At 63.2% G+C, this 26,094-nt stretch carries 21 protein-coding genes and 1 pseudogene; 9 read left to right on the top strand and 13 right to left on the bottom strand.

The annotated features are described in order from the left end of the window. Positions 1 to 14: 14 nt before the first annotated feature. From AB3X89_RS07525 to AB3X89_RS07495, 7 genes are read right to left on the bottom strand one after another with little or no spacing between them, the layout of a single operon-like run. Entirely contained in the window at positions 15 to 1,121 is a 1,107-nt protein-coding gene (locus AB3X89_RS07525) for a fimbrial protein (RefSeq protein WP_368582595.1), read from the bottom strand. Beyond that, positions 1,105 to 2,175, bottom strand: a complete 1,071-nt coding sequence (locus AB3X89_RS07520; RefSeq protein ID WP_368582594.1) for an ImpA family type VI secretion system protein — start codon at positions 2,173 to 2,175, stop codon at positions 1,105 to 1,107. Before AB3X89_RS07520 ends, AB3X89_RS07525 begins: the two co-directional genes overlap by 17 nt. Beyond that, on the bottom strand, positions 2,172 to 3,239 hold the full coding sequence (gene tssG, locus AB3X89_RS07515) for a type VI secretion system baseplate subunit TssG (RefSeq protein WP_368582593.1): 1,068 nt from the start codon (positions 3,237 to 3,239) through the stop codon (positions 2,172 to 2,174). Before tssG ends, AB3X89_RS07520 begins: the two co-directional genes overlap by 4 nt. A gap of 2 nt (positions 3,240 to 3,241) precedes the next feature. Then, positions 3,242 to 5,122: a type VI secretion system baseplate subunit TssF gene (gene tssF / locus AB3X89_RS07510; protein ID WP_368582592.1), complete on the bottom strand. Its 1,881-nt coding sequence runs from the start codon at positions 5,120 to 5,122 to the stop codon at positions 3,242 to 3,244. A 1-nt stretch (position 5,123) separates the two neighbouring features. Next, the gene (gene tssE / locus AB3X89_RS07505; RefSeq protein WP_368582591.1) at positions 5,124 to 5,642 is read right to left on the bottom strand and encodes a type VI secretion system baseplate subunit TssE; all 519 of its coding nucleotides are present in this window, start codon (positions 5,640 to 5,642) and stop codon (positions 5,124 to 5,126) included. After that, the gene (locus AB3X89_RS07500; protein WP_368582590.1) at positions 5,639 to 6,475 is read right to left on the bottom strand and encodes a type VI secretion system accessory protein TagJ; all 837 of its coding nucleotides are present in this window, start codon (positions 6,473 to 6,475) and stop codon (positions 5,639 to 5,641) included. The genes tssE and AB3X89_RS07500 overlap by 4 nt, the downstream gene beginning before the upstream one ends. Further along, complete coding sequence (locus tag AB3X89_RS07495) at positions 6,459 to 7,139, bottom strand: TagK domain-containing protein (protein ID WP_368582589.1); 681 nt, start codon at positions 7,137 to 7,139, stop codon at positions 6,459 to 6,461. The genes AB3X89_RS07500 and AB3X89_RS07495 overlap by 17 nt, the downstream gene beginning before the upstream one ends. 498 nt (positions 7,140 to 7,637) lie before the next feature. Between AB3X89_RS07495 and tssH the strand changes: the two genes are divergently transcribed. From tssH to AB3X89_RS07480, 3 genes are all read left to right on the top strand, one after another. Further along, positions 7,638 to 10,322 carry a type VI secretion system ATPase TssH gene (tssH, locus tag AB3X89_RS07490; protein WP_368582588.1) on the top strand — a complete coding sequence of 895 codons (2,685 nt, stop codon included), beginning with the start codon at positions 7,638 to 7,640 and terminating at the stop codon, positions 10,320 to 10,322. Positions 10,323 to 10,758: 436 nt separating this feature from the next. Continuing rightward, on the top strand, positions 10,759 to 11,142 hold the full coding sequence (locus AB3X89_RS07485) for a PLDc N-terminal domain-containing protein (protein WP_013093882.1): 384 nt from the start codon (positions 10,759 to 10,761) through the stop codon (positions 11,140 to 11,142). 115 nt (positions 11,143 to 11,257) lie between these two features. Continuing rightward, positions 11,258 to 11,812: a hypothetical protein gene (locus AB3X89_RS07480; RefSeq protein ID WP_368582587.1), complete on the top strand. Its 555-nt coding sequence runs from the start codon at positions 11,258 to 11,260 to the stop codon at positions 11,810 to 11,812. 8 nt (positions 11,813 to 11,820) lie between these two features. Here the strand turns inward: AB3X89_RS07480 and AB3X89_RS07475 are convergent, their stop codons facing one another. Continuing rightward, the gene (locus AB3X89_RS07475) at positions 11,821 to 13,407 is read right to left on the bottom strand and encodes a phospholipase D family protein (RefSeq protein ID WP_368582586.1); all 1,587 of its coding nucleotides are present in this window, start codon (positions 13,405 to 13,407) and stop codon (positions 11,821 to 11,823) included. Between the two features lie 250 nt (positions 13,408 to 13,657). Here AB3X89_RS07475 and AB3X89_RS07470 point away from each other — a divergent pair, with 250 nt between their 5' ends. Continuing rightward, the gene (locus AB3X89_RS07470) at positions 13,658 to 14,446 is read left to right on the top strand and encodes a hypothetical protein (protein ID WP_368582585.1); all 789 of its coding nucleotides are present in this window, start codon (positions 13,658 to 13,660) and stop codon (positions 14,444 to 14,446) included. Positions 14,447 to 14,485: 39 nt separating this feature from the next. On the opposite strand, the gene AB3X89_RS07465 is transcribed toward AB3X89_RS07470, so the two are convergent. After that, the gene (locus tag AB3X89_RS07465) at positions 14,486 to 15,763 is read right to left on the bottom strand and encodes a hypothetical protein (RefSeq protein WP_368582584.1); all 1,278 of its coding nucleotides are present in this window, start codon (positions 15,761 to 15,763) and stop codon (positions 14,486 to 14,488) included. Positions 15,764 to 16,218: 455 nt separating this feature from the next. Between AB3X89_RS07465 and AB3X89_RS07460 the strand changes: the two genes are divergently transcribed. From AB3X89_RS07460 to AB3X89_RS07440, 5 genes and pseudogenes are all read left to right on the top strand, one after another. Beyond that, on the top strand, positions 16,219 to 17,292 hold the full coding sequence (locus AB3X89_RS07460; RefSeq protein ID WP_368582583.1) for an AI-2E family transporter: 1,074 nt from the start codon (positions 16,219 to 16,221) through the stop codon (positions 17,290 to 17,292). Between the two features lie 123 nt (positions 17,293 to 17,415). Next, entirely contained in the window at positions 17,416 to 17,949 is a 534-nt protein-coding gene (locus AB3X89_RS07455) for a helix-turn-helix domain-containing protein (RefSeq protein ID WP_368582582.1), read from the top strand. Positions 17,950 to 18,093: 144 nt separating this feature from the next. Then, positions 18,094 to 19,461 (top strand): MFS transporter, encoded by a 1,368-nt coding sequence (locus tag AB3X89_RS07450; RefSeq protein ID WP_368582581.1) that lies wholly within the window; start codon positions 18,094 to 18,096, stop codon positions 19,459 to 19,461. Positions 19,462 to 19,473: 12 nt separating this feature from the next. Continuing rightward, a pseudogene (locus tag AB3X89_RS07445) lies at positions 19,474 to 20,229 on the top strand (amidohydrolase family protein); the annotation flags it as partial. Between the two features lie 88 nt (positions 20,230 to 20,317). Beyond that, positions 20,318 to 20,731 (top strand): VOC family protein, encoded by a 414-nt coding sequence (locus tag AB3X89_RS07440; protein ID WP_368582580.1) that lies wholly within the window; start codon positions 20,318 to 20,320, stop codon positions 20,729 to 20,731. A 108-nt stretch (positions 20,732 to 20,839) separates the two neighbouring features. Here the strand turns inward: AB3X89_RS07440 and AB3X89_RS07435 are convergent, their stop codons facing one another. From AB3X89_RS07435 to treA, 4 genes are all read right to left on the bottom strand, one after another. Continuing rightward, a complete protein-coding gene (locus AB3X89_RS07435; RefSeq protein WP_368582579.1) occupies positions 20,840 to 21,232 on the bottom strand; it encodes a 2-oxoglutarate dehydrogenase in 393 nt (130 codons plus the stop codon). A gap of 57 nt (positions 21,233 to 21,289) precedes the next feature. After that, on the bottom strand, positions 21,290 to 23,125 hold the full coding sequence (locus tag AB3X89_RS07430) for a peptidase S10 (RefSeq protein ID WP_368582578.1): 1,836 nt from the start codon (positions 23,123 to 23,125) through the stop codon (positions 21,290 to 21,292). A 524-nt stretch (positions 23,126 to 23,649) separates the two neighbouring features. Next, complete coding sequence (locus tag AB3X89_RS07425) at positions 23,650 to 24,018, bottom strand: DUF2784 domain-containing protein (protein ID WP_368582577.1); 369 nt, start codon at positions 24,016 to 24,018, stop codon at positions 23,650 to 23,652. 74 nt (positions 24,019 to 24,092) lie between these two features. Further along, positions 24,093 to 25,766 (bottom strand): alpha,alpha-trehalase TreA, encoded by a 1,674-nt coding sequence (gene treA / locus AB3X89_RS07420; protein ID WP_368582576.1) that lies wholly within the window; start codon positions 25,764 to 25,766, stop codon positions 24,093 to 24,095. Positions 25,767 to 26,094: the final 328 nt, after the last annotated feature.

The following is a 26,094-nucleotide window of genomic DNA, read 5'->3' as shown; positions in this document are numbered from 1 at the left end:
CGTTGATAGTCGGTTTAAAGAATGGTCATCGTGACTGTTGCGGTTGCCTGGATCTTGCCGGCGGTTGGTGTCGCTGTGCCGACGCGCAGCACGGTCGCCTCTAGTGCGAACGGCGATTGCATCGCGCCCTGCGGGGTATGGACGAGGGTGCTCGACGGATCGTTGGGCCGGAAAACTGTTTTGCTTGCAACGTCCCGCAAACGAATCGCGAGATGCGTCGCGCCGGTGTTCTTCAGCATGCTGCTATCTTCGGTATCGGGGGTTCCGGAAAGTGCAGCGGTGATCGAAGCCGGTGGCGTGGGGCCGGTGCAGAGCACCGTAAAGTCGACTGGCCGGGTCGGCCCGCTTGTGGTCGATACATCGCTCGGGCCGAACGTGCCGAAATCGATGTTCAGTGTGCTGGTATTGACCGAGCAACTTGGAAGAACCTTGACGTTGATGCTGCCGCCTGTGATCGTCACGACCTGACGGCCGTCACCCTGGGCGACACCGGCTCCGATGGTGCTGAGCATCACGTTGACGTTGCTTGCAATGTCGCCCGTTTTGACCAGTTCGATCTCGAATTGCGAGCCGATGCCGAAGCGGCCATAGATAACCTGATTGGGTTCGCCGGCGGCAAAGGAAGGCGTAAACGGGAGAGGCGAATTCACGCCGGTCGCGCGAAGATAGGTCAAACGAAAGCCGATTCCTGGGACGTTGGTGTTATAGACGATACCCCCAGCTACAACGGACGGCGTTGCGTTGGAATAGTGTATGGATACTGTGCCTCCGTTGGTGCAATCCGCGAAGTTCGCATAGGTAGCGTAAGCCGGCGAGAAGCCGGTGGCGATCACCGAGCCGACCGGCAACGCCGGGTCGATCGATACCGAGCTTTCCCGGAACGGTACGTTGACCAGTATGGTCTGTCCCGCGAGGTAGCCTTGAGACAGCAGTTCGGAAACTTGCGCAGGCTTCAACTGGGTGCAGATCGCGAACGCGAAATGGGGCATCGCGAAGCAAACCAGGATAAAAAATTGGACGAGTCTTTTCATTGGAGGATGTTGGTTGACCGGCGGACCGTAGGGGCCGACAGCGGAGAAATTGCGCAGATGCGCGCGAGTTGCCTCAACCGTCGAACTCATCCCATGTAGCGAGTAAATCGGCGGGAATGATATGGGCGAGTTCTGAAAACCGTTTGCCCACCATTCGCTCCGACTGGCGCAGCAAGACAATGACCGGACTGCTCGGTTCGTTTTGCTCGAACCACATGCGTGTCCCCTGAATGGCTGCGAGCGCGTTCCAGCGATCCATTGGACACGGCGCGGTGATTGGCGGATCGGCCGGCGCGTCGGACCGCGGTAGCGTTGCCGCAGCGACGCTAGCCGGCGCCGGTCCATGCGCAGTGTCGTTGTCCTGTTCATTGACGGCTCGAGCGGGCACGGGCGTCGGCCCGGATGCGCCGCCACCGTCCACCCGATGCTGCGCGAAAGGCTGCAGCGCTCGGGACAACGAGCCGAGATCGGGCGCATCGAAGCCGAGCGTCTCATCGCACCAAGCGGCGATGCGCTGCGTCAGACACTGCGCTTCGACCAATGCGGCAAGCGCCGCGTCGCGTCGGCCCCACCATTCCTTTAGCAAGCGGGCGACGGATTCAGGAGCGAGCGCGTCCTTCTGGCGCGGCGTCGCGAACGATTTTTCGATGTCGCGCAAATGCAGTTGCAGCCCGGCCGCCCTTGGCATCGGGATGTCGCGCGCATCGGCCAGCATGCCATCCGGTTCGACGAGTCCGCCGATCGCGTTGGCGAACATCGCCGGGTCTCGTTCGCCTTCGAACACCGGCAGCGGGTGGAGCGCTTCGCCATGGCATTCGAGCATCGCCATCAGCAAAGCCAGGCCATCGCGCAGGCCGGCCGCGCCGTCGAGCCGGGTTCGACAACGCAGCAGGATCACCGCGAGGCGGATGTCTTTCGTGCGCAGCAGCAGCGCGCGGCAATCGCGTTCGATGTCGGCCCAATTGGCCGTTGGCGGCACGTCGACGAAGTCGCCGTACTGCGCTTCGGCGCGTGGGGCCGCGGCCGCCTGCAGCATCACGAAAGCCGGATCGTATTCGAGATCGGGACCGCAAGGCGCGTGCGCCGACACCGGTTCGAGCAGATCGGCGTAGCGCAGTACGACGGCGGGAGTGTGGGCGTTCATGCGAAGGAACTCCGGGGTCGGTCGTTGTACTGTTCAGGTTCGAAAACCATGCCGACGACCGGAAGGTCGTCGACGGAATCACCGAGCCACGTCGAGTAGCCGAGTCTCTGCGACGTGCCGATGCAGGCGGGTGGCGCCGCGCGCGGGTTGACGAGCAGCTTGACCTCCCACGCGTATTCATGGCCGACGAAGGCCCGCACCCATTCGACGAACGTCGGCAAGTCCTCGCCGTGCGGCGTGAGGCGCAGATACTGATCGAGGTCGAGCGGACCCACGACGAGCCGGAACTTGTGTTGCCGGTCGGGGATGGCCTCGCCGAGCTGCGCGCATTCACCGATGATCGCCGCGGGCCCCGGCACGCCGAGCCTCGTATGTTCCGATGCGCACAGATGGATCCAGTGCGGCACGAACTCTTCGATGGTCATCGGAACACCGAAGTAATGCGAGAGCGTCGCCTCGATGCCGTGCGGCGTTCGCGCCTCGCGCACGAGGTGCGCCGCCGCGCTGTAACGCGAGTGCGTGGGCAGACAGGAATGCTTCGCCTCGGCCGGGTCGACGCCGATCAGACTGGCGACGTAGAACGAAAACGTTTCGTCGCCGGCACGGTCGAGCGACGCGGTGGCTTGCCCCGATGCCCACGCGCGATAAAACTGTGACAGTGCGCGGTGATGGAACAGATCGACGAGGCCGACGAGCGCATGATCCTGGTAGCTTTCCACACGACTGTGCGCCAGTTCGGTCATATGCAGCGGCAGCGGCCCCTGCGGCCCCCACAGGCCGAGCCCGAACAGCCGCACGTCGAGGCGACCGTCTCGCGTGCCGAGCGACGCGATTTCGCGCGGCGCAAAGGCCAATGTGGGCTGCTGACCGATCCGGAACGGCTCTTCTTGCGGCAGGCTCGCGCTGCCCGGCAACGGCATCAGCGGGTCGCGCGCGGCGATCGCGCGCAGCAGGCTCAGGAAACCGGACTGCCACGGCGTGTCGGGATCGAACCACGCGTCGAGCGATTGCGGATCGAGCGATGATCGCGTCGGTGCGACGGCGCTCGCCAATGTCCCGTCCATGCTCATACCGCTCCGCGTCCGCCCATGCGCGGCCGCCATTGGGTGATCAGGCCGCGTTGCATCGAACGAAGTTCGGTTTCGGAGAACACGTTGATCGAAACGTGGCGCGCGAGGTAATGCTCGAGCACGAGGCCGAACAGATACGGGCTGATGCCTGAGAAGCCGGTTTCATCGACCGTCAGTTCGCAGCGCACGCCACGCCCATAGACGAGCAGTCCGTCGCCCGGCAAGCGACGCACCACCGGTTCGGTGCGAGCACCGACCAATGCCTCGATTTGCCGTGCCTGTTCGCGCTCGCCTGGCGCGATGAAGAGGCCGAGCATGTTGCGCAGCGCCTGGCCGCCGTCGCCGTGGTCGAGGTCGGCGAGCGGCATGTAGTTGAATCTCAGCTGCCGGATCAGACGCCACGCCGTTTCGCCGCTCGCGTACGGCGCGCGCGGCGCGCTCGGTGCATGCACGAGGCGCACGCCTTCGATCGGCACGGAATCGGACATCGTGAGGTCGGTTTTGCCGTCACGCGGAATCAGGCGCGGCAGGTCACGGTTCGTGACCCACGCCTCGACCGACAGATAGCGGATGTCGTCAGCGTACGGCGCCTCCGCCTGATCGACGAGCGACACGTAGACCTCGGTGCCGATATACGGCGTGCGGGTGCCGTACCTGCGTGCATTGGCCGACAGCGCGCGCTGCTCACGACGCACCGAAAAATAGCGGCCGTGGTTGCCCACATCGCTATGCAGCGTCTGATAAAGCGGATTGAATTCGACTTCGAGCGATGTTTGCGCCCGCTGACCGAATACGCGCGACACCGAAAAAATCTCATAGTCGAGCGGCCGGGTGCGGTCGGCGAGCAGATGAAAATCGGTTTGCGCCCGATTGATTTCCACGCGATCAGTGCGCTTTCGAAACAGGTTGATGACCGGCGTGCAGAACAGCAGGAAACGCGCTGCGTCCACGTGCGCGGCCAGCTCTTCCGGCAGACGGTCGAGCAGCAGCACGATCTCCGCCTCCTTGCTGTCCACACGCGCGAGACCGGCCGCGAGCTGCGTCAGCGCGAAGAAATAGAAGCGCTGGCGGCATGCGAAGTATTCCTGCAGCAGATTGTGGCCGTGAAATGTATTCCAGGTAAGCGGCAGCAGGCACTGCTCCGCTTGCAGACCTTCGAATTCGATCGGGGTTTTCGCGACCACGTGCCCTTCGTCGCGCGACGCACCATACGCACGCACGACCGAAGCGACGCTACCGGCATGGATCAGCTCGAACAGATGCGAAGCGATCCGTTCGTCACCACCGATGTAGATGGGCAGCCGGTCGAAGTTCGTCATCTGGCTGAACTTCACTTCGCCGGTTGTGCGCAGGCGCAGCCGCAACGCGCCGCGCAATTGCACGTGCGGCAACAGATGGCGATCGGTGTCGGGGATATCCGGTGGCACGGCGGTGAGCCGGGCTTCAACGATCTCGATAGGCCATAGCGTGACGTCCTGGCTGCTGCGGAATTCGCATGCGGTTTGCTCGCCTGGCGGGATTGCCGAGCGCAGCATGCTATGCCGGGGCACTTTCAGCCCTTTCGTGAAATCGCCTTCACGCAGGCTCGGACGCAACTGCGCGACGGCGATCGCCGGCGTCGGCGCGACGTAATTCGGATAGACCACTTCGAGCAGGCGCTGCGTAAACCGCGGAAACTCGGCGTCGAGTTTGATCTGCGTGCGCGCCGACATGAAGCAGAATGCCTCGATGAGCCGCTCCACGTAGGGGTCGGCGACGTCGATGCCCTCCATGCCAAGGCGGCGCGCGATCTTCGGGTGCTGCGCGGCGAACTCGCCGGCCATTTCCCGCATGTACGTCAGTTCGCGGCTGTAGTAGTCGAGGAATTGCGGGTCCATGTCAATTTCCCCTGCCGGTGTCCGCGTCGAATGTGACGTGATTCGTTTCGATGTCGAAAGCGCTCTGGATGCGAAATTCCAGTGGATAGGGCGACCAGCGCATGAGGCCGTGAATCTCGAACACGAGCTGGTTGTAGCGTACCGGGTTCTCGCTATTGAGCGGCCGGATGCGCAGCGACTCGGGAATCAGACGTGGCTCGAAGCGCACGATTGCGTTACGGACCATCTTCTCGACGGTCTCCCAGTTGCGACTGGCGAGGTAGCTTCCGGACAACGCGGGGATGCCGTAATTGACGACCGATTCGGCTAGCATCGGGTAGCGCGCGATGTCCATTTCGTCGTCCAGGTTCGTCGTGTTGAGCAGCAGGCTCAGATCACGCTGGATGATGCGGCGCATGCCTTCGCTGTTCGGCGCATAGGCCTCGGGCCGCTCGCTGCGCCGTGCGGGCGCATCGTCGAGCAGGCGGTCGATCAGCGACGGCATATAGGCTTGCCGGTGCCGCGCGTCGGACCTGGTCATACGTGCTCGTCGTGATTGAACCGGCATTCGCCGATGTCGAGCAAGCCGACGTCGCCCTTGTCGGTGCTCCAGGTTTTCTGGCCGAGCGCGATCACGCCCGTTTCTCCAACGTCTTTCCAGGTAGTTTCGCGCGCGAGCCGGGTGGCAGCGGAGCCAGTTTCCGAGCCGGGATAGCGCACCGGCAGATAGCCGCGCAGGACAGTCGCGTCGCGTAGGCCCACGACGGCCGAGCGCCAGACGAGGTCGGTCAACGCGGTGACCGGACCGAGCGTCAGCGATTTCATCGAGTCGAACGGCACCCAGCGATAACCGCCCGCGACGGTCAGCTCACACACAGGACCCAGCCGGCTGTCGCTATCGGTGAGCCACTCGAATTGGCCGATCTGCGTGCTTTCGCCGCGAGTGGCCGGCGCGGCGTTCAACGCGGCGCCGCGCAGTTCGTCGGCGGCGGCGAGGTTGCCTTCGCCGAACTCGAGATTGGCTTGCAGCAGCGATTTCACCCACTCGGGCAGCGGCTCGATCTCGCCCGGCGTGCGCTGACCCGCGAACACCTCGGCGCGGAACATCTCGCTGCGGATCAGCCCGCGATACATCTGGGCGCGCGACGCACCTTCCGGCTCGAGCGTGGCCCACGTCTGCAACTGCTGTAGCGCGCGGTTCCATTCGCCGTCGAGGCACAAAAGCTCGAACAGCAGCCAGCGTTCGCGCAGGTTCGACGGATGCTTGCGTACTTTGTCGATGGTTTGCTGCTTCAGTTCGCCGTAGGTTTGCGCGTCGAGCAGGCTGCTAAGGGTTGGAGTATCCGACTTGGGCAGGTCAGCGGTTATTTTCATCTGAAAATGCAGGCTCTTCGTATTCGATCGATTCAGGCATGGCCATGTGGCTGTCCATGCTCACCAGGTAATGCTCTTCGCGTGCGAGCAGCGCGGTCCTGCTCGCACGGTGTGCGGGAATTCCGCGCGGCGCGAGCAGTGCGAGGATCTCGTGCGTTTGGTCCGCCTCGAAAACCTGCTCGGCACCGAACGAGTCAAGATCATCGAGCAGGGTGTCGATGTTCTTCCCCTCCGTCAGCAGGTCGAACACGGATGTTTCCATTTGCGACGGATCGACAAGTTCGGCGAATGGATCGGGAGATGACCCGATGATGGGCTCGCTCTGAGCTTCGGCCGACGCCTTGGGCTCGGGCGCGTTCCCGCTGTTCTGGTTCAGCAGCGCGTCACGGTATTCGAGCGTGAGCGCGGCGAGCGGGTCCGCTTCATCGATGTCGGCTGCCAGAAGCTTTGCCATGCCGTCGTGTCCGCCGTGTTCTGCTGGATGCGGTTCGCGCCGCGACGGCAGCGGATCGTCATCGTTCTCGTCGGCTAGTGCGATCAGGTCGCCGAAGTCATCCGGTTTCGTGAGCACGGGCTCGATCCGGGCCGCGGGCGAATTCGCGCTCGACGGTGGTGTCGGGACAGAGTCTTCAGGCGCGTTCGCTTTTTCGAGATGCGGGTTCATCAACAAATCGGGCATAGGCTGAAAGTCGGGATGCGCGTTCGGAACAGCGTCAGACGAACACGCCACGCCGGCGCGACCGTTTCGCGAAACGGCGCGAACGAGCGCGAGAGACTGGATGGTTCGTGCGAACGTCCTGAGCGCACTCGCTTCGAAAGGCGAATGGTCCCAGCGAGCGTGATATCCCGTGGCTTGGCCGGTATGCAATGGCGAATCAGATCCGACTGTAAAGCGCGCATTGTTAAAGGACTCTCCCGACGCAGAAATAAAAGGAACACCAACTAAAACTGCGGGCTGGCATCTGGCAGAGGTGAATGCTACTTCGCGCACCTCGAGCGGAATATGGGCGACGGCCCAAATACAAGTAGCGATCGACCGGCTATCCTTTGTCGCTCGATCAGTGTGGCCAGCACGCTTTTTCGGACACCTGCTCGCGGAATGCCGGATGCCACGGCAGAGCCACGCCTTTTCGCAACAAATATCTTTACCTGCAACTTCATCATGTCCATTTCACGCCACGCGTTGTTCGGCAAGCTCGGTGCGACGCTTTTCAGGAGCATCGAATCCGCTACGGCGTTTTCCAAGCTGCGCGGCAACCCGTATATCGAACTGGTGCACTGGCTGCACCAACTGCTCGCGCAGTCCGATAGCGATCTGCACCGCATCGTCAGACACTGCGGCATCAGCCGCGAGCTGCTCGAGCGCGACCTGCAGAGGGCACTTGCCGCGCTGCCGTCCGGCGCGAGCGCGCTCACGGATTTTTCGCATCATGTCGAGATGGCAATCGAGCGCGCGTGGATCGTCGCGACGCTGGCATTCGGCGACGGGCGGATTCGCGGTGCATGGCTGATGGCGGCGCTGGTCGAGACGCCGGAATTGCGGCGCTTGCTGCTGGCCATTTCGCCGGAGTTCGGCAAGATTGGCGTCGACGGCCTTCACGATGCGTTGCCGGCGTGGATCGACGGTTCCCCCGAAGAGAAGGACACCCCGTACGACCAGAGCGACTTTTCGTCCGCGGTGCCGGGCGAGGCGTCCGGCGCGCTCGCAGCATCGGCGAAGGGCGCGGCACAGGCGCAGTTTTGCGCGGATCTGACCGCACGCGCGCGCGCCGGTGAAATCGATCCGGTGGTTGGCCGCGAAGTCGAGATTCGCACGATGATCGACGTGCTGGTGCGGCGGCGTCAAAATAATCCGCTTCTGACCGGCGACGCCGGGGTTGGCAAGACGGCGGTCGTCGAAGGGCTCGCGCGCGCGATCGCGGCGGGCGAAGTTCCGCCGAAACTCGCCGACGTGCGGCTGTTGAGCCTCGACGTCGGTGCGCTGCTTGCCGGCGCGAGCATGAAGGGCGAATTCGAGGCCAGGCTGAAGTCGGTACTCGAGGAGGCGGCGAAGTCGGCGACGCCGGTCGTGCTGTTCGTCGACGAGATTCACACGCTGATCGGCGCAGGCGGTCAGGCCGGCACCGGCGACGCGGCAAACCTGCTCAAACCGGCGCTCGCCCGCGGCACGTTGCGCACGATCGGCGCGACGACGTGGGCCGAGTACAAGCGGCACATCGAGAAAGACCCGGCGCTCACGCGGCGCTTTCAGGTGCTGCAGATCGCCGAGCCCGACGAGCCGTGCGCGATCGATATGGTCCGCGGACTCGCGCGCACGCTCGCGAGCCATCATGGAGTCGTACTTCTCGACGAAGCGATTCGCGCAGCCGTGACACTGTCGCATCGCTATATTCCGTCGCGTCAGTTGCCGGACAAGGCGATCAGCCTGCTCGACACCGCCTGCGCGCGCGTCGCGCTATCGCAGCACGCGCCACCGCGCGAATTGCAGCGAATTCGCGAGCGGTTGCAAGCCGCGCGCGTCGAAGCCGGGCTGCTCGGTAACGAGGTGCGTATCGGGCTTGGCAGCGAGACCGAGCTGGCCGACGTCAACGCGGCCATCGCAACGCTCGAGTTCGAGGAACGTGTTGTCGAAGCCGCCTGGCAGACCCAGTCGGAGGCGGCGAAGGCGCTCGCTGGCGCACGCGAGGCCGTGAGCGCGCGAGCCGCAGAAGGCGGCCCTGAGCCCGACGCGCGCGATAGCGCGGCGAGCGAGCTGCAGACGTTGCGCGAACTGGAGCGGACGTTATCGAACCTGCAGGCGGATGCGCCATTCGTGTTTCCGGAAGTCGGCGAAGCGATCGTCGCCGACATCGTCTCCGACTGGACCGGTATTCCCGTCGGACGCATGCTCACCGACGAGGTCAGCGCCGTTCAGAGGCTGCCCGCCACGCTGGCGGCGCGCGTGATCGGCCAGCACGACGCGTTGCAGCAGATCGGCGAACGCGTGCAGACGGCGCGTGCCGGGCTCGCGGACCCGCGTAAGCCACTCGGCGTCTTCCTTCTCGCGGGACCGTCCGGCGTCGGCAAGACGGAGACCGCGCTCGCGTTGGCGGAGGCGCTCTACGGCGGCGAGCAGAATCTCATCACGATCAACATGAGCGAATACCAGGAGGCGCATACGGTCTCGGGACTCAAGGGCGCGCCGCCGGGCTACGTCGGCTACGGCGAGGGCGGCGTGCTGACCGAAGCGGTGCGCCGACGTCCGTACTCGGTCGTGCTGCTCGACGAGATTGAAAAGGCGCACGGCGACGTGCACGAAATGTTCTACCAGGTGCTGGACAAGGGCTACATGGAAGACGGCGATGGTCGCTATATCGATTTCCGCAATACGACCATCCTGATGACCAGCAATGTCGGCGCCGATCTGAGCGCGAGCCTATGCGCGGACGAAATGCTTGCGCCGGATTTTGACGGTCTGCGTTCCGCGCTTGCGACAGAATTGCTGAAGGCGTTTCCGGCCGCCTTCCTCGGGCGCGTGACGCTGGTGCCGTATCGTCCGCTGGGCTCGGATTCGCTCGCGCGGATCGTGCGTTTGCATCTCGATCGAGTCGTTCGGCGCATCGCGGGCAACAACGGCATCGCGCTGAGTTATGCGTCGGAGGTGGTCGACTACATCGTCGGGCGCTGCCTCGTGCAGGAGACCGGTGCCCGTCTTTTGATCGGCTTTATCGAACAGCACGTGCTGCCGCGCCTCGCACGGCAGTGGCTCGATGCATTTGCAGCGAAAAGCGCGCTCACGCATATGACGATCGAGGTGACCGATCCGGCTGCGGCGCCTGCTGACGCGCTCGTGGTCCGGGCTAGCTAGCCGCTGACGCATGCTCCGGGCTTATTCAGGTTTGTTGACGAAAATGAACGGCGGCGGGCCATTCAATCGATGCATCTCGCAAACAGTTTTAATTGGCATTTTTTTTGCATAGCAATAGCGCTGGCATTTGACATCGTTTTCACATCATGCATGCCCAATGCCATGCGGCATGATCGCCAGATCGTCGGAAATCGCCAATCGAAGGGAATCCTTAAAAAGTGCTCGCGTTACTTGATCGGAATAGTCTATAAAGACAAAAAGGTCCGCATCATGCGCATGTCTTTCATACAGTATGAATGCACGTGCCCACTCGGCATGCGGTCATGGTAGATTTTCAGCGCTGCCATGCTAATCGTATGCGCCATCCATAGCGGGCAGCCATAGGTCGAAATCCGTTACGCCTTTCAATTGCAACCGGAATGACTGGAGAACAACAATGCTCTTCTTTAATGATGGTTTCACATTCCCGAATTTTCTGGCCGACGTTTTCTCCATCTTCATCTTTATCCTGTGGTTCTGGCTGTTGATCACGGTGTCGAGTGACCTGTTCCGCCGTCATGACGTGTCCGGATGGGGCAAGGTTCTGTGGGTAATTTTCCTGATCATCCTGCCGTATATCGGCATCTTCGCGTATCTGCTCACGCAACATCGCGGCATGGCGGAACGCGATCAGGCGCGGGCCAAGCAGGTGCGCGAAGATCTGCGCAATGTGGTGGGCTTCAGTGTCGCCGACGAAATCGAGAAGCTCGACAAGCTGAAAGCGTCCGGTTCCATTTCCGCGGACGAGCACTCGCGTCTGCGCGCGAAGCTCGTGCAGTAAGCGTCGGTTACCTGAGTGCAGCCATCGGCGAGCGGGCACACAGCCCGTGTCGCCTTGGCTTGTGCACGGTGAGGTTTTCCCGATCGACGCGCGATCGAACGTAACGGGAGGAACCATGCTTACCCGAGTCGCCCACGTTCGAAACGCTGTTGCGCGTACCGCACGCACGCCACTGGTTTTGCGCCGCGCCGCGCTCACGTGCCTGACGGCGTTGATGCTCGCGGCTTGCGCGCAACCGTGGCAGCAATTCCAGGCTGGCCAGGATCAAGCGGCGATCATCGCCCGCATGGGTCCGCCGCGCGAAACCTATGACCTGCCCGGAGGCGGCCGCCGGCTGATGTGGCCGACCCAGCCGATGGGGTCGACCACGGTCGCCGCCGACATCGACGCTTCAGGCAAGATCGTGAGCGTGCGGCAAGTGTTGCAGTTGAGCGAATTCAATCGCGCGGAAATCGGCAAATGGACGCGCGAGGATGTGCTGACCAATTTCGGCCGCCCCGTGCAGACGCAGTTTTTCCGGCTCTCGCAACGCGAAGTCTGGTCGTACCGCTACATCGAAAACAACATCAACCACATGCTGTTCAATTTCGCGTTCGACACCAATGGCGTGTTGCGCGCGACGCAGCGCTCGCCCGATCCATTGAGGGATCGCGATTTGCGACGATTCTGAACCGCGCTCTATAGCAACGACTCAATTGGCATGATCGACAGCATCCATACACCGAGTCGCGCGTACCACGTGGTGTTCGGTTCGGTGTTGTGGCGGGTTTCGACACCGTCGTTGGTTTCGATCCAGTACAACTTGCCGTTGGCGTCGAGATGCACTGCGTACGCGACTGTCGGCAGCAGCGCGAGAAATTTGCGATCGACCCGCGTCGCGAGATCGGGGCTGTCGATCACGAGGCCAAGCTCGGTATTCAGATGCGCGGAGCGCGGATCGAAGTTGAACGAACCGACGAAAACCCGCTGGGAATCGACGATGAAAGTTTTCGCATGCAAGCTCGATCCGGAACTGCCGAACGGCCCCGGCGACTGTTCTTTCTTCTGGGTGACGCCCGCCACGCGCCGCAATTCATACAGGTGCACGCCGTCTTGCAGCAACTCGACGCGCCGCCTGATATAGCCCGAGTGCACGGCGGCGACATCGGTCGCTTCGAGCGCGTTCGTCAACACGCGTACATCCACTCCCTGGGCGGCGAGGCCGCTCAGATACTGCGTGCCCGTATTCGCCGGCACGAAGTAGGGCGAGACGAGGTCGAGCGACTTCGTCGGCTGGCCCATCACTTCGCGTAGCTGGTGCGGAATCAGCGCTTCCGGCGGCGCGTCGTTCAGGCCTTTCGCGGGGTCGTCGCTGATCATCTTCGTTTTGGCCCAATCGAGCGGCAGCTTGTGATCGAGCAGGTTCTGCACGACGCGCGGACCGCGCAGCGCTTCCTTGTACTCCGCGGCGGCGGGGTCCTGTTCGATCGCCTGCGCATCACGCTCCAGCGTGGCCAGCTCATCGACGCTCTCGTGCGGCAGGATCTTGTCGACCGGATACGCCGACGCGCTGGCCCAGTAGCGGTCGAAATCGCGCGACACGTCGGCCGCGGCCGGTCCGATCGCGAGGACATCGAGGTCGGCGAACACGACGCCGTCGGTGGCATCGAAGTACTCGTCGCCGATGTTGCGGCCGCCGAGGATCGTCGCGGTGGCGTCGGCGGTCAGGGACTTGTTGTGCATGCGCCGATTGGCGCGCGAAAAGTCGGTTACGAAGCCAAGGAATTTCGGGCTGCGCACGACGAACGGGTTGAACAGGCGTACCTCGATGTTCGGATGTGAGTTGAGCGCCGAGAGTGTCGGGTCGAGCGCGGACGCGATGCCGAGATCGTCGAGCAGCAGGCGCACCCGCACGCCCCGGTCCGCCGCTTCGTGGATCTGTTCGAGCAGCAGCGTGCCGGTCAGATCGTCGCGCCAGATGTAGTACTGGATGTCGAGCGTGCGTTGCGCGGAACGGATCAGGTCCATGCGCGCGGCAAACGCAACATGCGCATCCGCGAGCGGATAAATGCCCGCGAGCCCCGCATGCGCGGCCAGCTCGGGCGCGACCGCGCGACCGAGATCCGTGGTGGCCGCGACCGCGGGAGATAATGCATGCGACTCCTTGCGGTCCTCGAGCGACGGTAACCGTGCGCAGCCGGCGAGCAGGCTTGCGCACAGAAGCGCGCACAGCGCGCCCTTCCATCGACGATGCGGGAACGACGGGTGGTATGTCTGCGCTTGCATGGAGTCCGGGTCTTCCTTTGGGTCGCGCGTTCTTGCACGCAGCTTGCATTGGTTGAGAAGAATACTATGAGCGCATGCCCATCGGTGCGCCGCCCGCCGCTCTTGTTGCGCCAGGCGCTTTGTCCGATGATACGGGCAGGCTGCGCGAATTCGAACGGGGGCCAACCCGGCCGCGCATCGGCCTCAAGAGGCGTAAAGGTCCGGTTCACGGCGCCTTCGAGCGTTTCGCCCCACTGTGGAGTCGAGCAACGTGAAGATCTCCCGCTTGCTGCTGGCTAGCGTGCTGCTTTTCGTGGCGGGCAGCGTGCTGCAGATGATATGGCCGCTCGCGCAGCCGGCCGCGTATCACCACTTCGCCGATCAGCGCTCGCTGGGGCCGCTGCAGCATGCGGCGGACGTGCTGTCGAACGTCGTCATTCTGATCGCCGGCGTGCTCTGTTTGCGCTGGGTCATGCGGCATGCGTCGAACCAGCCGGCGCAATTCCCCGGCATGGTCGTCGCCGCGGTCGGGCTGCTGTTCACCGCGTTCGGTTCCGCTTACTACCACATGGCGCCGAACGACGAGACGCTCGTCTGGGATCGCCTGCCGATGACGATCGTGTTCGCCGGCATCCTCGCGATGCTATGGACGTCGTGGAGCGGACAGCGCGTCGGCTGGGCGCCGATGCTGATCATGGTGGTCGTGTCGCCCGCCACCGTCGGCTACTGGCTGGTGTTCAACAGCCTGTGGCCTTACGCGATTCTTCAGTTCGGCGGGCTCATGCTGATCGTCGGCATGACGCTCACGCGCAAGGTGGACGGCGTGATCGCATGGACGCTCGTGATCGTCTTCTACGGGGTCGCGAAAATTTTCGAAAGCCTCGATTGGCAGATATGGGAGCTCACGCATCACGTGATCGCCGGCCACGCGTTGAAGCATGTGTCGAGCGGTCTCGCCGGCGCGTCGATGATTCTGGTCGCGAACGCGGCGCCGCGCTCCGTTGCGGGCATCGTGCCGCGCCGGCCGGGCGGCATCGGGCATTCGGGTACGCCGCGTTGAAGCCGCGTCACGGCGAAGTGACGCGGCCTGCGGCCGATGTTACTGCGGTTCGTACCACGAATACGTCGCCAACGTGCTCACCGGCGGTGTGCCGATCTGCAGCGTGATGTCGCGCAACGACGTCAGTTGGATATTGCGCAAGTCGCCCATATAGCGGCGCGAGTCGCCGTTGTCGTTGATATACGCGACCACGTCGCCCATGATGCCCGCGACGTTCGTACTCGTCAGCGGCTCGCCCCAGATATCGAAGAACTCGCCGAGCGTATAGGTCTTTGCGTCCGGCGTTTCGATATGGATGATGCCCGTGTTGTCGTGCGTGTGCATTTCATACGTGCATTGCGACAGGATGCCGACGTTCGCCGGCAATGCGAGCCACTGCCCGTCCTTGATGATCGCGAGGTGCGCGTGCACGTGATACAGCACACTCATGTTCGGCGCGCAGGTCAGGCCATCGACAGGCGTGCCGTTGCCGCCCGTCGACGTCGTGCCGTTCGGCCAGAACGACGAGCCGACCACGCCTCCGAAGACGAGCGTGATCGGGTTCGGGTCGAACGGCGGCGGATCGGTCCACGTATAAGTGGGCACTTGTGTGACTGGCGTGCCGACCATGATCGTGATTTCGTCGTGCGGCTTGAGCACGAGGCTCGCGGGGTCGCCCGTGTATTGCGTGAGCGTGCCGCCGTCGTTCACATAGATCGCGATCGGCGAGGCGGTCAGGCCGGCCACGTTCGACGCACTCAGCGGCTCGCCCCAGATCGAGAAGAACTGGCCGAGCGTGTAGGTGGCGCCGGTCGTCGCGTCCATATGGATCTTGCCGCTCGAATCGACCGTGTGCACCGGATATGCGCAGCCAGTCGGCGCGGAGACGGTCGGCTGGACCATGCCGATGTTGGGCGGCAGCGTCAGGAGTTGCCCGTTCTGGTAAATCGAGACGTGCGCATAGGTGTACGCGGTGCTGCGCAACCCGCAGTTCAGTCCGCCGACAGGCTGACCTGTACCGCCCGTTGCCGTGGCGCCCGCGGGCCAGATGGCGGCGCCGAGTGTCGTGCCGTCGATGATCGGCGTCGCGGCGGCGAGCTTGGGCGTCGTCGCGCTTGCGTCCGATGCGCCCGACGGGCTCGACGCAGGAGTTGGACTCGATGCCGGTGTCGGGCTCGACGCGGGCGTTGGACTCGATGCGGGGGTGGTTGCTCCGGCTGCGCCGTTCGAGCCGGTGCCGCCCGGCTCCGCGCCGCTGCCGCCACCTCCGCCGCCACAAGCGGACAATGTCCAGATCAGACCCAATGCAAGGAATCGCGACCCCAGCCGTTGCAGCATCTCGTTCTCCATGCCGTGAATTGAGAGGGATGCGTGCAGCGGACATCGCGCACAGACCTTGTGCGGACATCGCACCGCGACGCGCGGCGCGGGCTTCGCTGCGTGGATTTGACCAAGCGCTACCACCGCGTGGCGCAGGCGCTCGCGTCGGATCACGTCAGGTGGTTGAAACCGATTAAAACAGCGTAACAGATGGTTTCACGAGCGAAGGCGGCTCATCACAACGTTTCGCGACATTCTGCTGGCGCATTTCGAGGTATCGGCCTGAAGCTTGCGGATGGAACGATCTGGCGCGCTTTTGTATGAGCTGTCATCGTTCTGTGCGAAGATCGGTTCTGTCCATCGCGCGGCCCGCTGTGTAACGGGCTCGTACGGCGGCCGCGTGCGCGGCGAGCGCCGTCGTCCTCGGGTTGAGCTCGGGCGCACCTGTTTGCGGATTCATGGAGCACTGACCAATGACCGACAGATTGCAAGCGTCCGTATACGTAGTGCTGCTGCTGCTGATTGTGGGCTGGGTGCTGTATATCGGGCGTGCGGTTTTCGTGCCGATCGTGTTCGGCGCGATCGCGGTGTACCTGGTGGTCGACCTCACGCGGCTGCTGCAACGCATTCCGCTGATCGGCCCGCGGCTACCGGTGCAGTTGCGCTATGGGTTGTCGATGTTCCTGATCTGCGCCGCGATTTTCTTCGCGGTCGACATGCTGGTCGCCAACTACGACGCGCTCGTCGCGCTCGCGCCGCGCTACCAGGACTCGGTCTTGCTGATGATCCACAAGATCTCGACGCTGCTGCACCTCGAAAGCGAGCCGACCTGGGAGTCACTGCGGCGGAACATACTCACGCAGCTGAACATTCAGGCGATGGTGACAGGCCTGCTCGCGTCGCTGTCGTCGATGATCATCGACCTGTTCGTGATCGTGCTGTATGCGAGTTTTCTGCTGTTCGAGCGCCGCACGTTCGGCGATAAGCTGGCGAACATGACCGCCAATTCGACCAACGCGGCGCGCATCCGGGGCGTGGTCACCGACATCAACCGGCGCATTGGCGCCTATCTCGCGCTGAAGACGTTTCTCGGCGTGCTGCTCGGCGCGCTCTGCTGGCTTGCGATGCGCAGCGTCGGCCTCGAGTTCGCCGGGCTGTGGGCGATACTGACCGCGCTGCTGAACTATGTGCCCTATATCGGCTCGGTGCTCGCGGTTGCGTTCCCGGTGCTGATGTCGGTACTGCAGTTCGGCGACCTGAATTCGATCCTGATCGTGCTGGTGTCGCTGTCCGCGATTCACTTCGTGATCGGCAATATTCTCGATCCGTATCTGACGGGCAATTCGCTGAACCTGAGCCCGTTCGCGATTGTCGCGAGCATGGCGGTGTGGTCGGCGTTGTGGGGCGTGCCGGGCGCTTTTCTCGCGGTGCCGATCACCGCCAGCATGACGATCATTTTCTCCGAGTTCGAAATGACGCGGCCGGTCGCGGTGCTGCTGTCGAAAAACGGCCGGCTCACTTACGGCAAGACTGAGCAGACCGCGTGAAGCGATCGCCGCTTCACGCCACGCTCGTCCGCGCGCGTCACGTGGAATCGCGTAATAACGCGCGATAGCCGCGATACCGACGTCATTCTCGGCGGCATCGGCTATCGGTTCTAACGCGAACTCATGTCCCGCTCACACGACCCTGAAGTCCAGCCCCTTCCGATCCCGGGCAGCGCCGAAGCGCTCGAAGACCCGGCGTTGCTGCGCCGCCTGCTGCGTGCGAAAGACCGCATCGATGCCGCGTCGCACGAAGCCTGGCCGGTACGGCGCCTGGCTGAAGTCAGCGGCGTGTCGGAAGCGCACTTCGCGCGTTCGTTCAAGCGGGCCTTCGGCATGCCGCCGCACCGCTATCTGTTGACGCGGCGTATCGAGCAGGCCACCACGCTGCTGCGTGACACCGACCTCGGTATCACGGACATCGCGTTCGCGACCGGCTGGGAAAGCCTCGGCACCTTCGGCCGCGTGTTTCGCGACATCACCGGGCTAAGCCCGAGCGAGATGCGCGTGCAGGCACGCGCCAATCAGGCCGAACTCGATCGCGTGCCCGCCTGTGTGCTGAAGGCCGCGCAACGTCCGGACCTGACGACCGCGGTTCTGGAAAAGCGCCGTCGCGCGAATGGCTACGCTGCCGAGCCTGCTGCCGGCGAGAAGTCGTGAATCAGGCAGTGCTCGCGCACGCCGCGCCGTGATGCCGGAATCCGCATGTTCGATGCAGTTTCCAACCAAGACCCGCCCATTTGGGCTTCCTATACTCGTTCGACCAAGCCCGGTGCCACGGCGCCCTCTTTCTGGAAGGAAGCCATGTCGACGATTCCCGCGCGTATAGAGCGCCTGCCGTACTCGAGCTTTCATCGCAAGCTGCTATGGATGGGAGGACTCGGCTACGTCTTCGATGCGATGGATGCTGCGGTACTAGCCTTCATGCTGCCAGTGCTGCGCAACCAGTGGCATCTGAGCAGTGTGCAGACCGGCGTGCTCGGCAGCGGCACCTTCATCGGCTACTTCTTCGGCGCCGCGCTCGCCGGCATCCTCGGCGACGTGATCGGCCGCCGCAAAGTGATGGTGTGGGCACTGATCATCTACTGCCTCGCATCGCTCGTCAGCGCCACTGCGCAGAACTGGCCTTTCTTCATGGCGACACGCATCGTCGCCGGGCTCGGCACCGGCGCCGAAAGCGCGATCGTCGCGCCCTTCCTGTCGGAGTTCTGCGCGCGCAAATATCGCGGCACCTTCACCGGCAGTCTGGCGGCGTTCTTCTCGTTCGGCTTCGTGTTTGCCGCGATACTCGGTTACCTGGTCATACCGCTCGCGCCCGACGCCTGGAGAGTCGTGTCGGTGATCACCGCACTGCCGATCGTCATGCTGCTGTGGTGGCGGCGCGCGTTGCCCGAATCACCGCGCTGGCTCGACAGCCGTGGCAGAAGCGCCGAAGCCGAGGTGATCGTCGAACGGATGGAAGCCGTGGTACGCGCCGCCGGCTTGCCGCTGCTGCCGGAGCAAGCGCAGGGAGCGAGCGCGCCAGCCCCCGTCGCGTCCGGTACGCCACTGGCTAAACTCAAGGCGCTGTGGTCGCGGCAACTGGCCGGCATCACCGCGATGGCCTGGTTGATGTGGCTGTCGATCACGTTCAGCTACTACGCGTTCTTTACGTGGATTCCCGGACTGCTGGTGCAAAACGGCATGACGATCACGCGCAGTTTTTCGTATTCACTGGTCATGTACCTCGCGCAGATTCCCGGCTATTTCTCGGGCGCGTGGCTCAATGAAAAGATCGGCCGCCGCGCAACCATCGTCACGTACATGGCGCTCGGCGGATTCTCCGCGTTGGGGCTCGCGCTCACGCACAGCGATGCCGAGATTCTGACCTCGGGCTTTTTGCTGTCGTTCTTCATGAACGGGACTTATGCCGGCGTCTATGCGTACACGCCCGAGGTGTTTCCCACCGAAGTGCGCGCGACCGGTATGGGCGTCGCTTCGGCGATCGGCCGCCTCGGCGCGATCGCCGCGCCGATCCTGGTCGGCTTTCTGTATCCGCGGCTGGGCTTCGGCGGGGTTTTCGGCGGTACGACGCTGGTGCTGATCATCGGTGCGCTCGCCGTTCTGATCATGGGCGTGTCCACTCGCGGCCGGTCGCTCGAAGAAATTGCCGCGATGCGCCTGAATCGCTGAACCGCTGATACTGCGCTGAGCCGGGTCGTCGATGGCGTCGACGCGTTGCGCCGCGCGGTGCGCGAAGAACTGCAGATGGGCGCCGACCAGATCAAGATCATGGCCTCGGGCGGCGTCGCGTCGCCGACCGATCCGATCGGCGCGCTCGGCTACTCGGAGGACGAGATTCGCGCGGTCGTCGCCGAGGCCGAGGCGCGCGGCACCTATGCGATGGCGCATGCCTATACCGCTGAATCGATGCGTCGCGCGGTGCGCTGCGGCGTGCGCACGACCGAGCACGGCAATCTGATCGATGCGCCGACCGCCGATCTAATGGCCCAGTGCGGCGCGTACGTGGTGCCCACGTTGGTGGCTTACGAGGCCTTGCATGTCGAGGGCGTGCGCTACGGCCTGTCGGCCGGGAGCGCGGCCAAGATCGACACCGTGCGCGAAGCCGGCCTGAAGTCGCTGGAGATTTTCAAGCGCGCCGGGGTCAAGATGGGCTTCGGTTCCGATCTGCTCGGCCCGGGCCATCGGATGCAAAGCGACGAGTTTTCGATCCGCGCGCAAGTGCTGAGCCTCGCCGAGATCATCGGCAGCGCCACCACCATCGGCGCCGAGATTCTCGGCATGACGGGTAAGCTGGGACGCCTGACACCGGGCGCCTATGCCGACGTGCTGGTGGTCGACGGCGATCCGTTGCACGATTTGAGTTGTCTGACGGGCCAGGGCGAGCGTATCCCGCTGGTGATGAAGGGCGGGCGCGTCGAGTTCAACGAATTGCATTGAACCGGCGCGCGAGCCGAGCGCAGTTTTGGAGAAGCGCCGCCTGGTGGTCAGCGATACAGTCGAGCCCTCAACCACCGACGGAGGAGTCATGAATCAGGGAATCAATGTGGTCGGTTTGTACGTCGACGATCAGGACGCGGCGCTTTCGTTCTACGTCGACAAGCTCGGCTTTCGCGTCCACACGGACGTGCGCAACGGCGCTTACCGCTGGCTCACGGTCCAGCACCCGGAGCAGCCGGCTTTCCAGTTGGGCCTGTTCGCGCCGGGGCCGCCGATCCACGATGAAGCGACCGCGCAAACGCTGCGCGCGATGGTCGCGAAGGGAGCGATGCCGCCGTTGGTGCTGTCCGTTGCCGACTGTCGCGCGAGCTACGAGCAGTTGAAGGCGCGCGGCGTGGAATTCACGCAGGAACCGGTGGATCGTTTCGGCAGCGTCGATGCGGGCTTTCGCGATCCGGCGGGCAATGGATGGAAGATGATCCAGGCGGCGGCGGGGAAGTGAGCATAAGGGATCCGCGCGGCGCGTAGTCACAGACGGCTGACGACGCGTCGCACCATCGCGCCGCGCCGCCGGCCGTCCCTCCTACGGGACCGAAGGACTAACCGAGCATCACTGCTGATGCTGCTGCAAATACTGCCGCACCTCGTTCAACGTCACACGGCCCGAATGCGCGCTATCGATCTCGTCAAAATGCCTGGCGATATAGCCGAGCCCATTGCTTTGCGCCTCGGCCTTGGTGATCGACGAGCCGTTGCTGAGCACCGAATTCGCGCCCAGCCTGCTCTCCATGCGCTGCTGAGCCTGCTGCTGCAGCGTCGAGCCGGTGGTCGGCGCGACCGCGCTAGCACGGTTATGCGGAAAGAACGGACCGTCGACGCCGTGTCCGCCGTGGGGTAGCGTCACGGGCGCCACCGGCTGAGGCGGCAGCGCATGCGCACTACCGACGACCACACCGAGGACGATCAACGCCAGCGTACGTCGCAAGATATCGATTGAAGACATGATGATTCGCCATAAAAAGTAGTCGGAGGGTTTCGCGCGAAGCGAAACCGCCATCGATCAGGGCGCGGCCGCGGCGACCGCCTCGCTCGTCGGCGTGGCGGCGGGTGCTTCGTCTGCCCACGGCTGCGGCAGCGTCGCGAGCGTGAGTGCGCCCGCTATCGGCGTGCCGCCATAGAAGGCCGCCAGATCCGCCTTCATCTGCGGGCGCGCCACGTCGTCCAGATAAATCATATGCCCGCCCTGGAAGAAGTTGACCTGCAGATCCGGCGCGAGGCCCTGCACCGTCTTCAGTCGCGCGAGCTGCTTCTCGGTATTGAAGAACGGCGTGGCCAGATCGTGGTAGCCGTTTTCCGCCAGCACCTTCAGATGCGGATTGAGCTTCAGTGCGCCGAGCAGATCGGGGATCGTGTCGGGCAGCGGCTGGCCGCCGTGCGAGAAGTCCCACGCCTCGATGACCGCGTCGTTGAGCGGCATATACGCGGCGTTCGGCGCCGTGTAGCCGAGGTAATCCGGCATCTGCGTGGCCAACGCATTGGTGAACGGCAGCGAGATCAGGATGTCCGACGGGTCGCCATCGCTCTGCAGGCGCGAGTCCGAGTTGGGCAACGACACGCGACCATCGTAGCGGCCGATCGTCGAGCCCGGCACCAGCGTGATGTTGAACGGATTGATGTTGAAGTAGCCCTGCATCGCCTGCAACGTGAGGCCGGATTCGGCGTCCCAGATCTTCTCGAGCCACGTCGGCGGGAAGTTCGGCGGTCCCGCGTAAGTGGGCGCGCCGAGCTGGCTCAACGTCCAGTACAGCGAATAGTTCTTGAACAGGTTGTAGTTGGCGGTCACGAACGCCTCGCTGCGAAGCGCGTAAGTCGCCTGACTCACGGGCGCGGGCGACACCTGGTTGTAGTACGCCGCGACCTCGGCATAGCCCGGCATGTAGCCGCTCAACGTATCGGTTTCGAGCGCGAGCTGATCGGGCGAACCCGTGATCGCCACCGCTTCGATCGCATCCGCGAAGTAGTTCAGGATCGAAGACTGCAGCGTGATCCCCGTCAGATGCACGCCGGCCGATTCGAGCGCGAGCGCGAGGATGTCGGTGCGAGGCGTGCCGTACGATTCGCCGTACAGATAGATCGGCGAGCTGCTGCGCGAATTGACCGTCAGGTAGCGGATGATGAAGTCACGCATGATGTTCGCGTCCGCATCGGTGCTCCAGTAAGTCTTGTTGGTGTTCGGCAGGATCGCTTCGGAGAGGCCCGTGCCCGGCGGATCGATGAACACGAGATCGGTCGTGTCGATCAGGCTCTCGGTATTGTTCACGAGCGGGTAGTTCGGCCAGCTGGTGCCGTTCAGCAGCGGATCGGTGGTCGCGACGCGTGTCGGCGCGAACGATCCGAGGCGCAGCCAGATCGACGAAGAGCCCGGCCCGCCGTTATAGACGAACGTGATGGGGCGCGGCTTGCCATTCGTGCTAGGCGCCGTGTAGGCCACATAGGACATCGTCGCTTCGGGTGCGCCGCTCGTCAGATCCATTGCGGTCAGGTGGCCGGTGGTCGTCGTGTAGTTGATGGTGGTGCTGCCGGACGTCCACTGGTAATGCATGATCGCCGCTTTCTCCGTGACCAGTGACGAGGCAATGCCGGATGTCGCGCTCGTCGAATAGGTGGTGAGATCGGTGTAGGGCTGGTTGGCGGACGGCGTCTGCGGCGCGGATGCGGCTTGCGCCTGATTGGCGACCTGCGCCATGCTGCCTGGAACCGCCGACGCCGACGAACCTCCATCGCTGCCGCCGCAGCCGGCGAGGATCACGATTCCGAGTGTCAGCGCGCTTAGCGCGGCTAGCCGGCCATGACGACGGACGCGGCCATCGTCGGTACTCCTTCTGTCTGGTTTCATCTCGTTCCCTGGTGAGTGATACCGCTACACAAAGGCCGCTTTTCTCCGGTCGCGCGCGTTGGAGAATCGAATCACCCGCACCGCACTCGAAGCACGCAGCGGTTGCATGGACAGCTTTTCCGCATTCATTAATTCAAATTGCTTGCGTTGATATTTCTATTTGCTTTCCCAATTTACCGATTGAATGGCCAAAGGAATTCCCTGTCGATTTATCTCGACATTTCAAGAGAAAATTGAAATTGAATGTTTCCGGTGCTTACAGCAAGAGTGAAAATAGGATGAGAAATGAGGTCTTGTCAAGGATAGAGCAGTGATTATGCTATTCGGGATAAAGAGGGCCGGTTAGCGAGCATTGGTGCGGCTTCGGCGGCTTGCGGTGTAGAAATGCTGTCCGGATTTATCCGAATTGCATTGGATTTTCGTGGTAAGTCATCGGAATTAATTGCGTTTGAAAAATATAATTAAAGGGTAAATCTAACCGGTTAAAGCGTTTTTTCAATCGAATTAAAAAGGCCGTATTCGAGTCACGCGCGTGGCCGAATTCGATACCAGGTAAGAAGCACCGCGAGCAGGAACGCGACATAGGCAACCACGAACACCCACGGCGGAAAGTCGTAATACAGCCAGGCGCTGACCCAGCGCTGTATGAAGCCTCGCGGACCCGCCGTGCCCGTGCGCAGATAGTCCTCCAGCACGGTCAACGGGCACGGCACATCGAGCACCGCGAGGGTGGCGACGATACCGATGGCGAGAACATGCACCGTCCGGAACACGCGATTGCGCGCCCACGGGAGTCGCAAACCGTGGGCGATCCAGATCGCGAATAGTCCGCCGACGATAAACACCACGATCAGCGCGTGCACTACGAGAACAAGATTGGCGAGCCAGATCATTCTGCTTCCACTGGGGATGTGTCTGGAATCATAAAGCCGACCTCAGTGCACTCGCCTGACCATGCCGCGGCGCGTCACTGCCCGTTGCCGTACAGATCGAGCAGCATCAACGTCACGCCATTGGTCCACCCGAAGCCGTCCTGCAGCGGATACTCGCCACCCCCGCCGCCGCCTTCTCCCGCACCTTCGACGACGTACTTCTCGACGAGCTTGTGCTGCGTGTTGTAGACGTTCTGGACGTCCGCGAGAAAGCGCGTGCCGATCGACTGAGCGAGGTCCGCCCGTCCATAGCGCTTGAGGCCCTGAATCGCGATCCAGTGCAACGGCGCCCAACCGTTCGGCGCGTCCCATTGCTGCGTGGTGTTATAGATCGAGGTCGCGAGGCCACCCTGCTTGAGCAGCACGTTGTGCGCGGTCTGCGCAGTCTTCCACGCGCGGTCTGGCCACGCCACGCCGGCCATCAGCGGATACAGCATCGCCGGTGTCTGGTTATCGCGTGACTTGCCGAGTTGCCAGTCGTAGTCGCCGTAGTAGCCCTTGCTATTCCATAGATAACGGTTGATGCCTTCCGCGCGCCGTGCCGCGTAGCCGATGAACTGCGCGACGCAATGGAAGTCGCGTGTCGTCGAGCAGCCGCGCGCGATCGTCGTCTCGAGATGGAACAACAGGCTGTTCAGATCGACGGGGATGATTGATGTCGTGCGTACCGTGGCGAGCGTCTGGTTGTCGCCGAACCAGCGTGAGCTGAAATCCCAGCCGCTTTCGGCGGTCGCGCGCAGATCGCGGTAGACCTCGTTGGCCGGCCGGCCGCTTGCCTGCGCGGTCTGCACGTCCTCCAGATAGGACTCGTCGCGCGGTGTGTCCAGCTCGTCCCAGTAGCGGTTCAGCACCGTGCCATCGTTGAGCACGACCACATTGCGCGTCGCGCCGCCGCGCGGCGTGCTGGTCGAACCCTGCATCCAGTACGCGTATTCCTTGCGCAGCTCGGGCAGGTACTTCTGATAGACCTTATTGCCTTCCTTCTGCGCCGCAAGCTCGACCATATACGAGTAGAACGGCGGTTGCGAGCGGCTCAGATAGTACGTGCGATTGCCGTTCGGGATATGGCCGAACGTGTCGATCATGTACGCGAAGTTGTCGAGCATATCGTCGACGAGATCTTCACGTCCGGACTCCTGCAGCCCCAGCATCGTGAAATAGGTGTCCCAGTAGTAGCCCTCGCGAAAGCGGCCGCCCGGCACGACGTACGGTTTCGGCAGCGGGATCAGCGAGCTGGAGTCGGGGGCGCTCGTCGTCGTGCGCGTGAGGCCGGTCCACAGCCAGTCGATATGCTCGCGCAGACTCTGATTGGGCGGCGGCGTAATGCTCTGATCGGGCGGGGGAGTGAAGTACTGGCTGACGAATTTCTGTAGAGAAAAGCCGGACTGGTTCTTCTGCGTTTCGTATAGCTGCACGATCGCGGCAGGACTGCCATTCGGCGTCGAGTCGACGAAGGTCTTCTGATCGTTGAAGATCTGCGCGGTTTGCACGGCGACGAACAGATCGCCGTACAGGATGTCAGGCGCGGGCGGCAGCGCGGCGCCCACCTGGGTATCGGCCAGGCAGTTCGCGGATGCGAACACGAGCGTGGCGATGCAGGCGACGCCGAGCGTGATCGGCGAACGTCGCGGCACGAAGTACTTATTCGAGCTGGGGAAGAAATGCGCGTTGGATGCGGTGCTGGTGCGAGACAGTGATTGAATGCTCATGATGCCTCCAAGGTTGTGGGCATGTCACTGGTCTCTTCGCACGCCATTCGACGTCGTCTCCCGACGACATTCGAGTCCGGCACGAGGTGGCCGGATCAACGGCTCCGAAAGCATCGCACGCTTTCGAAGCATCAGGCAACTGCGGCGCAGCACATCCTCTATGCACTCAGCATGAAGAATGAAACGTGATGAACGAAGGGGAGGGTGCGCGCAATCGCGCATCTGCGCGTGCTTCGTGATTCGAAGCAATGGAAGCGTTGATCGCGAGCGATTGCGCGAGAAAAACCGCTCGCCGAGCAAGCGACGTACCCGCGTCGACCATTCTGCA

Origin of the sequence: Paraburkholderia sp. BR14320 (genome assembly GCF_040948665.1) — a bacterium.
In the GTDB taxonomy this organism is placed as follows: Bacteria; Pseudomonadota; Gammaproteobacteria; order Burkholderiales; family Burkholderiaceae; genus Paraburkholderia; species Paraburkholderia youngii.
This window is presented reverse-complemented; position numbering and strand designations above follow the sequence as displayed.

Bases quoted from the DNA above. Each gene is read 5' to 3' on its own strand.
- AB3X89_RS07525 (WP_368582595.1), bottom strand. From the start codon at position 1,121: ATGAGTTCGACGGTTGAGGCAACTCGCGCGCATCTGCGCAATTTCTCC.
- AB3X89_RS07520 (WP_368582594.1), bottom strand. From the start codon at position 2,175: ATGAACGCCCACACTCCCGCCGTCGTACTGCGCTACGCCGATCTGCTC.
- tssG (WP_368582593.1), bottom strand. From the start codon at position 3,239: ATGGACGGGACATTGGCGAGCGCCGTCGCACCGACGCGATCATCGCTC.
- tssF (WP_368582592.1), bottom strand. From the start codon at position 5,122: ATGGACCCGCAATTCCTCGACTACTACAGCCGCGAACTGACGTACATG.
- tssE (WP_368582591.1), bottom strand. From the start codon at position 5,642: ATGACCAGGTCCGACGCGCGGCACCGGCAAGCCTATATGCCGTCGCTG.
- AB3X89_RS07500 (WP_368582590.1), bottom strand. From the start codon at position 6,475: ATGAAAATAACCGCTGACCTGCCCAAGTCGGATACTCCAACCCTTAGC.
- AB3X89_RS07495 (WP_368582589.1), bottom strand. From the start codon at position 7,139: ATGAACCCGCATCTCGAAAAAGCGAACGCGCCTGAAGACTCTGTCCCG.
- tssH (WP_368582588.1), top strand. From the start codon at position 7,638: ATGTCCATTTCACGCCACGCGTTGTTCGGCAAGCTCGGTGCGACGCTT.
- AB3X89_RS07485 (WP_013093882.1), top strand. From the start codon at position 10,759: ATGCTCTTCTTTAATGATGGTTTCACATTCCCGAATTTTCTGGCCGAC.
- AB3X89_RS07480 (WP_368582587.1), top strand. From the start codon at position 11,258: ATGCTTACCCGAGTCGCCCACGTTCGAAACGCTGTTGCGCGTACCGCA.
- AB3X89_RS07475 (WP_368582586.1), bottom strand. From the start codon at position 13,407: ATGCAAGCGCAGACATACCACCCGTCGTTCCCGCATCGTCGATGGAAG.
- AB3X89_RS07465 (WP_368582584.1), bottom strand. From the start codon at position 15,763: ATGCTGCAACGGCTGGGGTCGCGATTCCTTGCATTGGGTCTGATCTGG.
- AB3X89_RS07460 (WP_368582583.1), top strand. From the start codon at position 16,219: ATGACCGACAGATTGCAAGCGTCCGTATACGTAGTGCTGCTGCTGCTG.
- AB3X89_RS07455 (WP_368582582.1), top strand. From the start codon at position 17,416: ATGTCCCGCTCACACGACCCTGAAGTCCAGCCCCTTCCGATCCCGGGC.
- AB3X89_RS07450 (WP_368582581.1), top strand. From the start codon at position 18,094: ATGTCGACGATTCCCGCGCGTATAGAGCGCCTGCCGTACTCGAGCTTT.
- AB3X89_RS07440 (WP_368582580.1), top strand. From the start codon at position 20,318: ATGAATCAGGGAATCAATGTGGTCGGTTTGTACGTCGACGATCAGGAC.
- AB3X89_RS07435 (WP_368582579.1), bottom strand. From the start codon at position 21,232: ATGTCTTCAATCGATATCTTGCGACGTACGCTGGCGTTGATCGTCCTC.
- AB3X89_RS07430 (WP_368582578.1), bottom strand. From the start codon at position 23,125: ATGAAACCAGACAGAAGGAGTACCGACGATGGCCGCGTCCGTCGTCAT.
- AB3X89_RS07425 (WP_368582577.1), bottom strand. From the start codon at position 24,018: ATGATCTGGCTCGCCAATCTTGTTCTCGTAGTGCACGCGCTGATCGTG.
- treA (WP_368582576.1), bottom strand. From the start codon at position 25,766: ATGAGCATTCAATCACTGTCTCGCACCAGCACCGCATCCAACGCGCAT.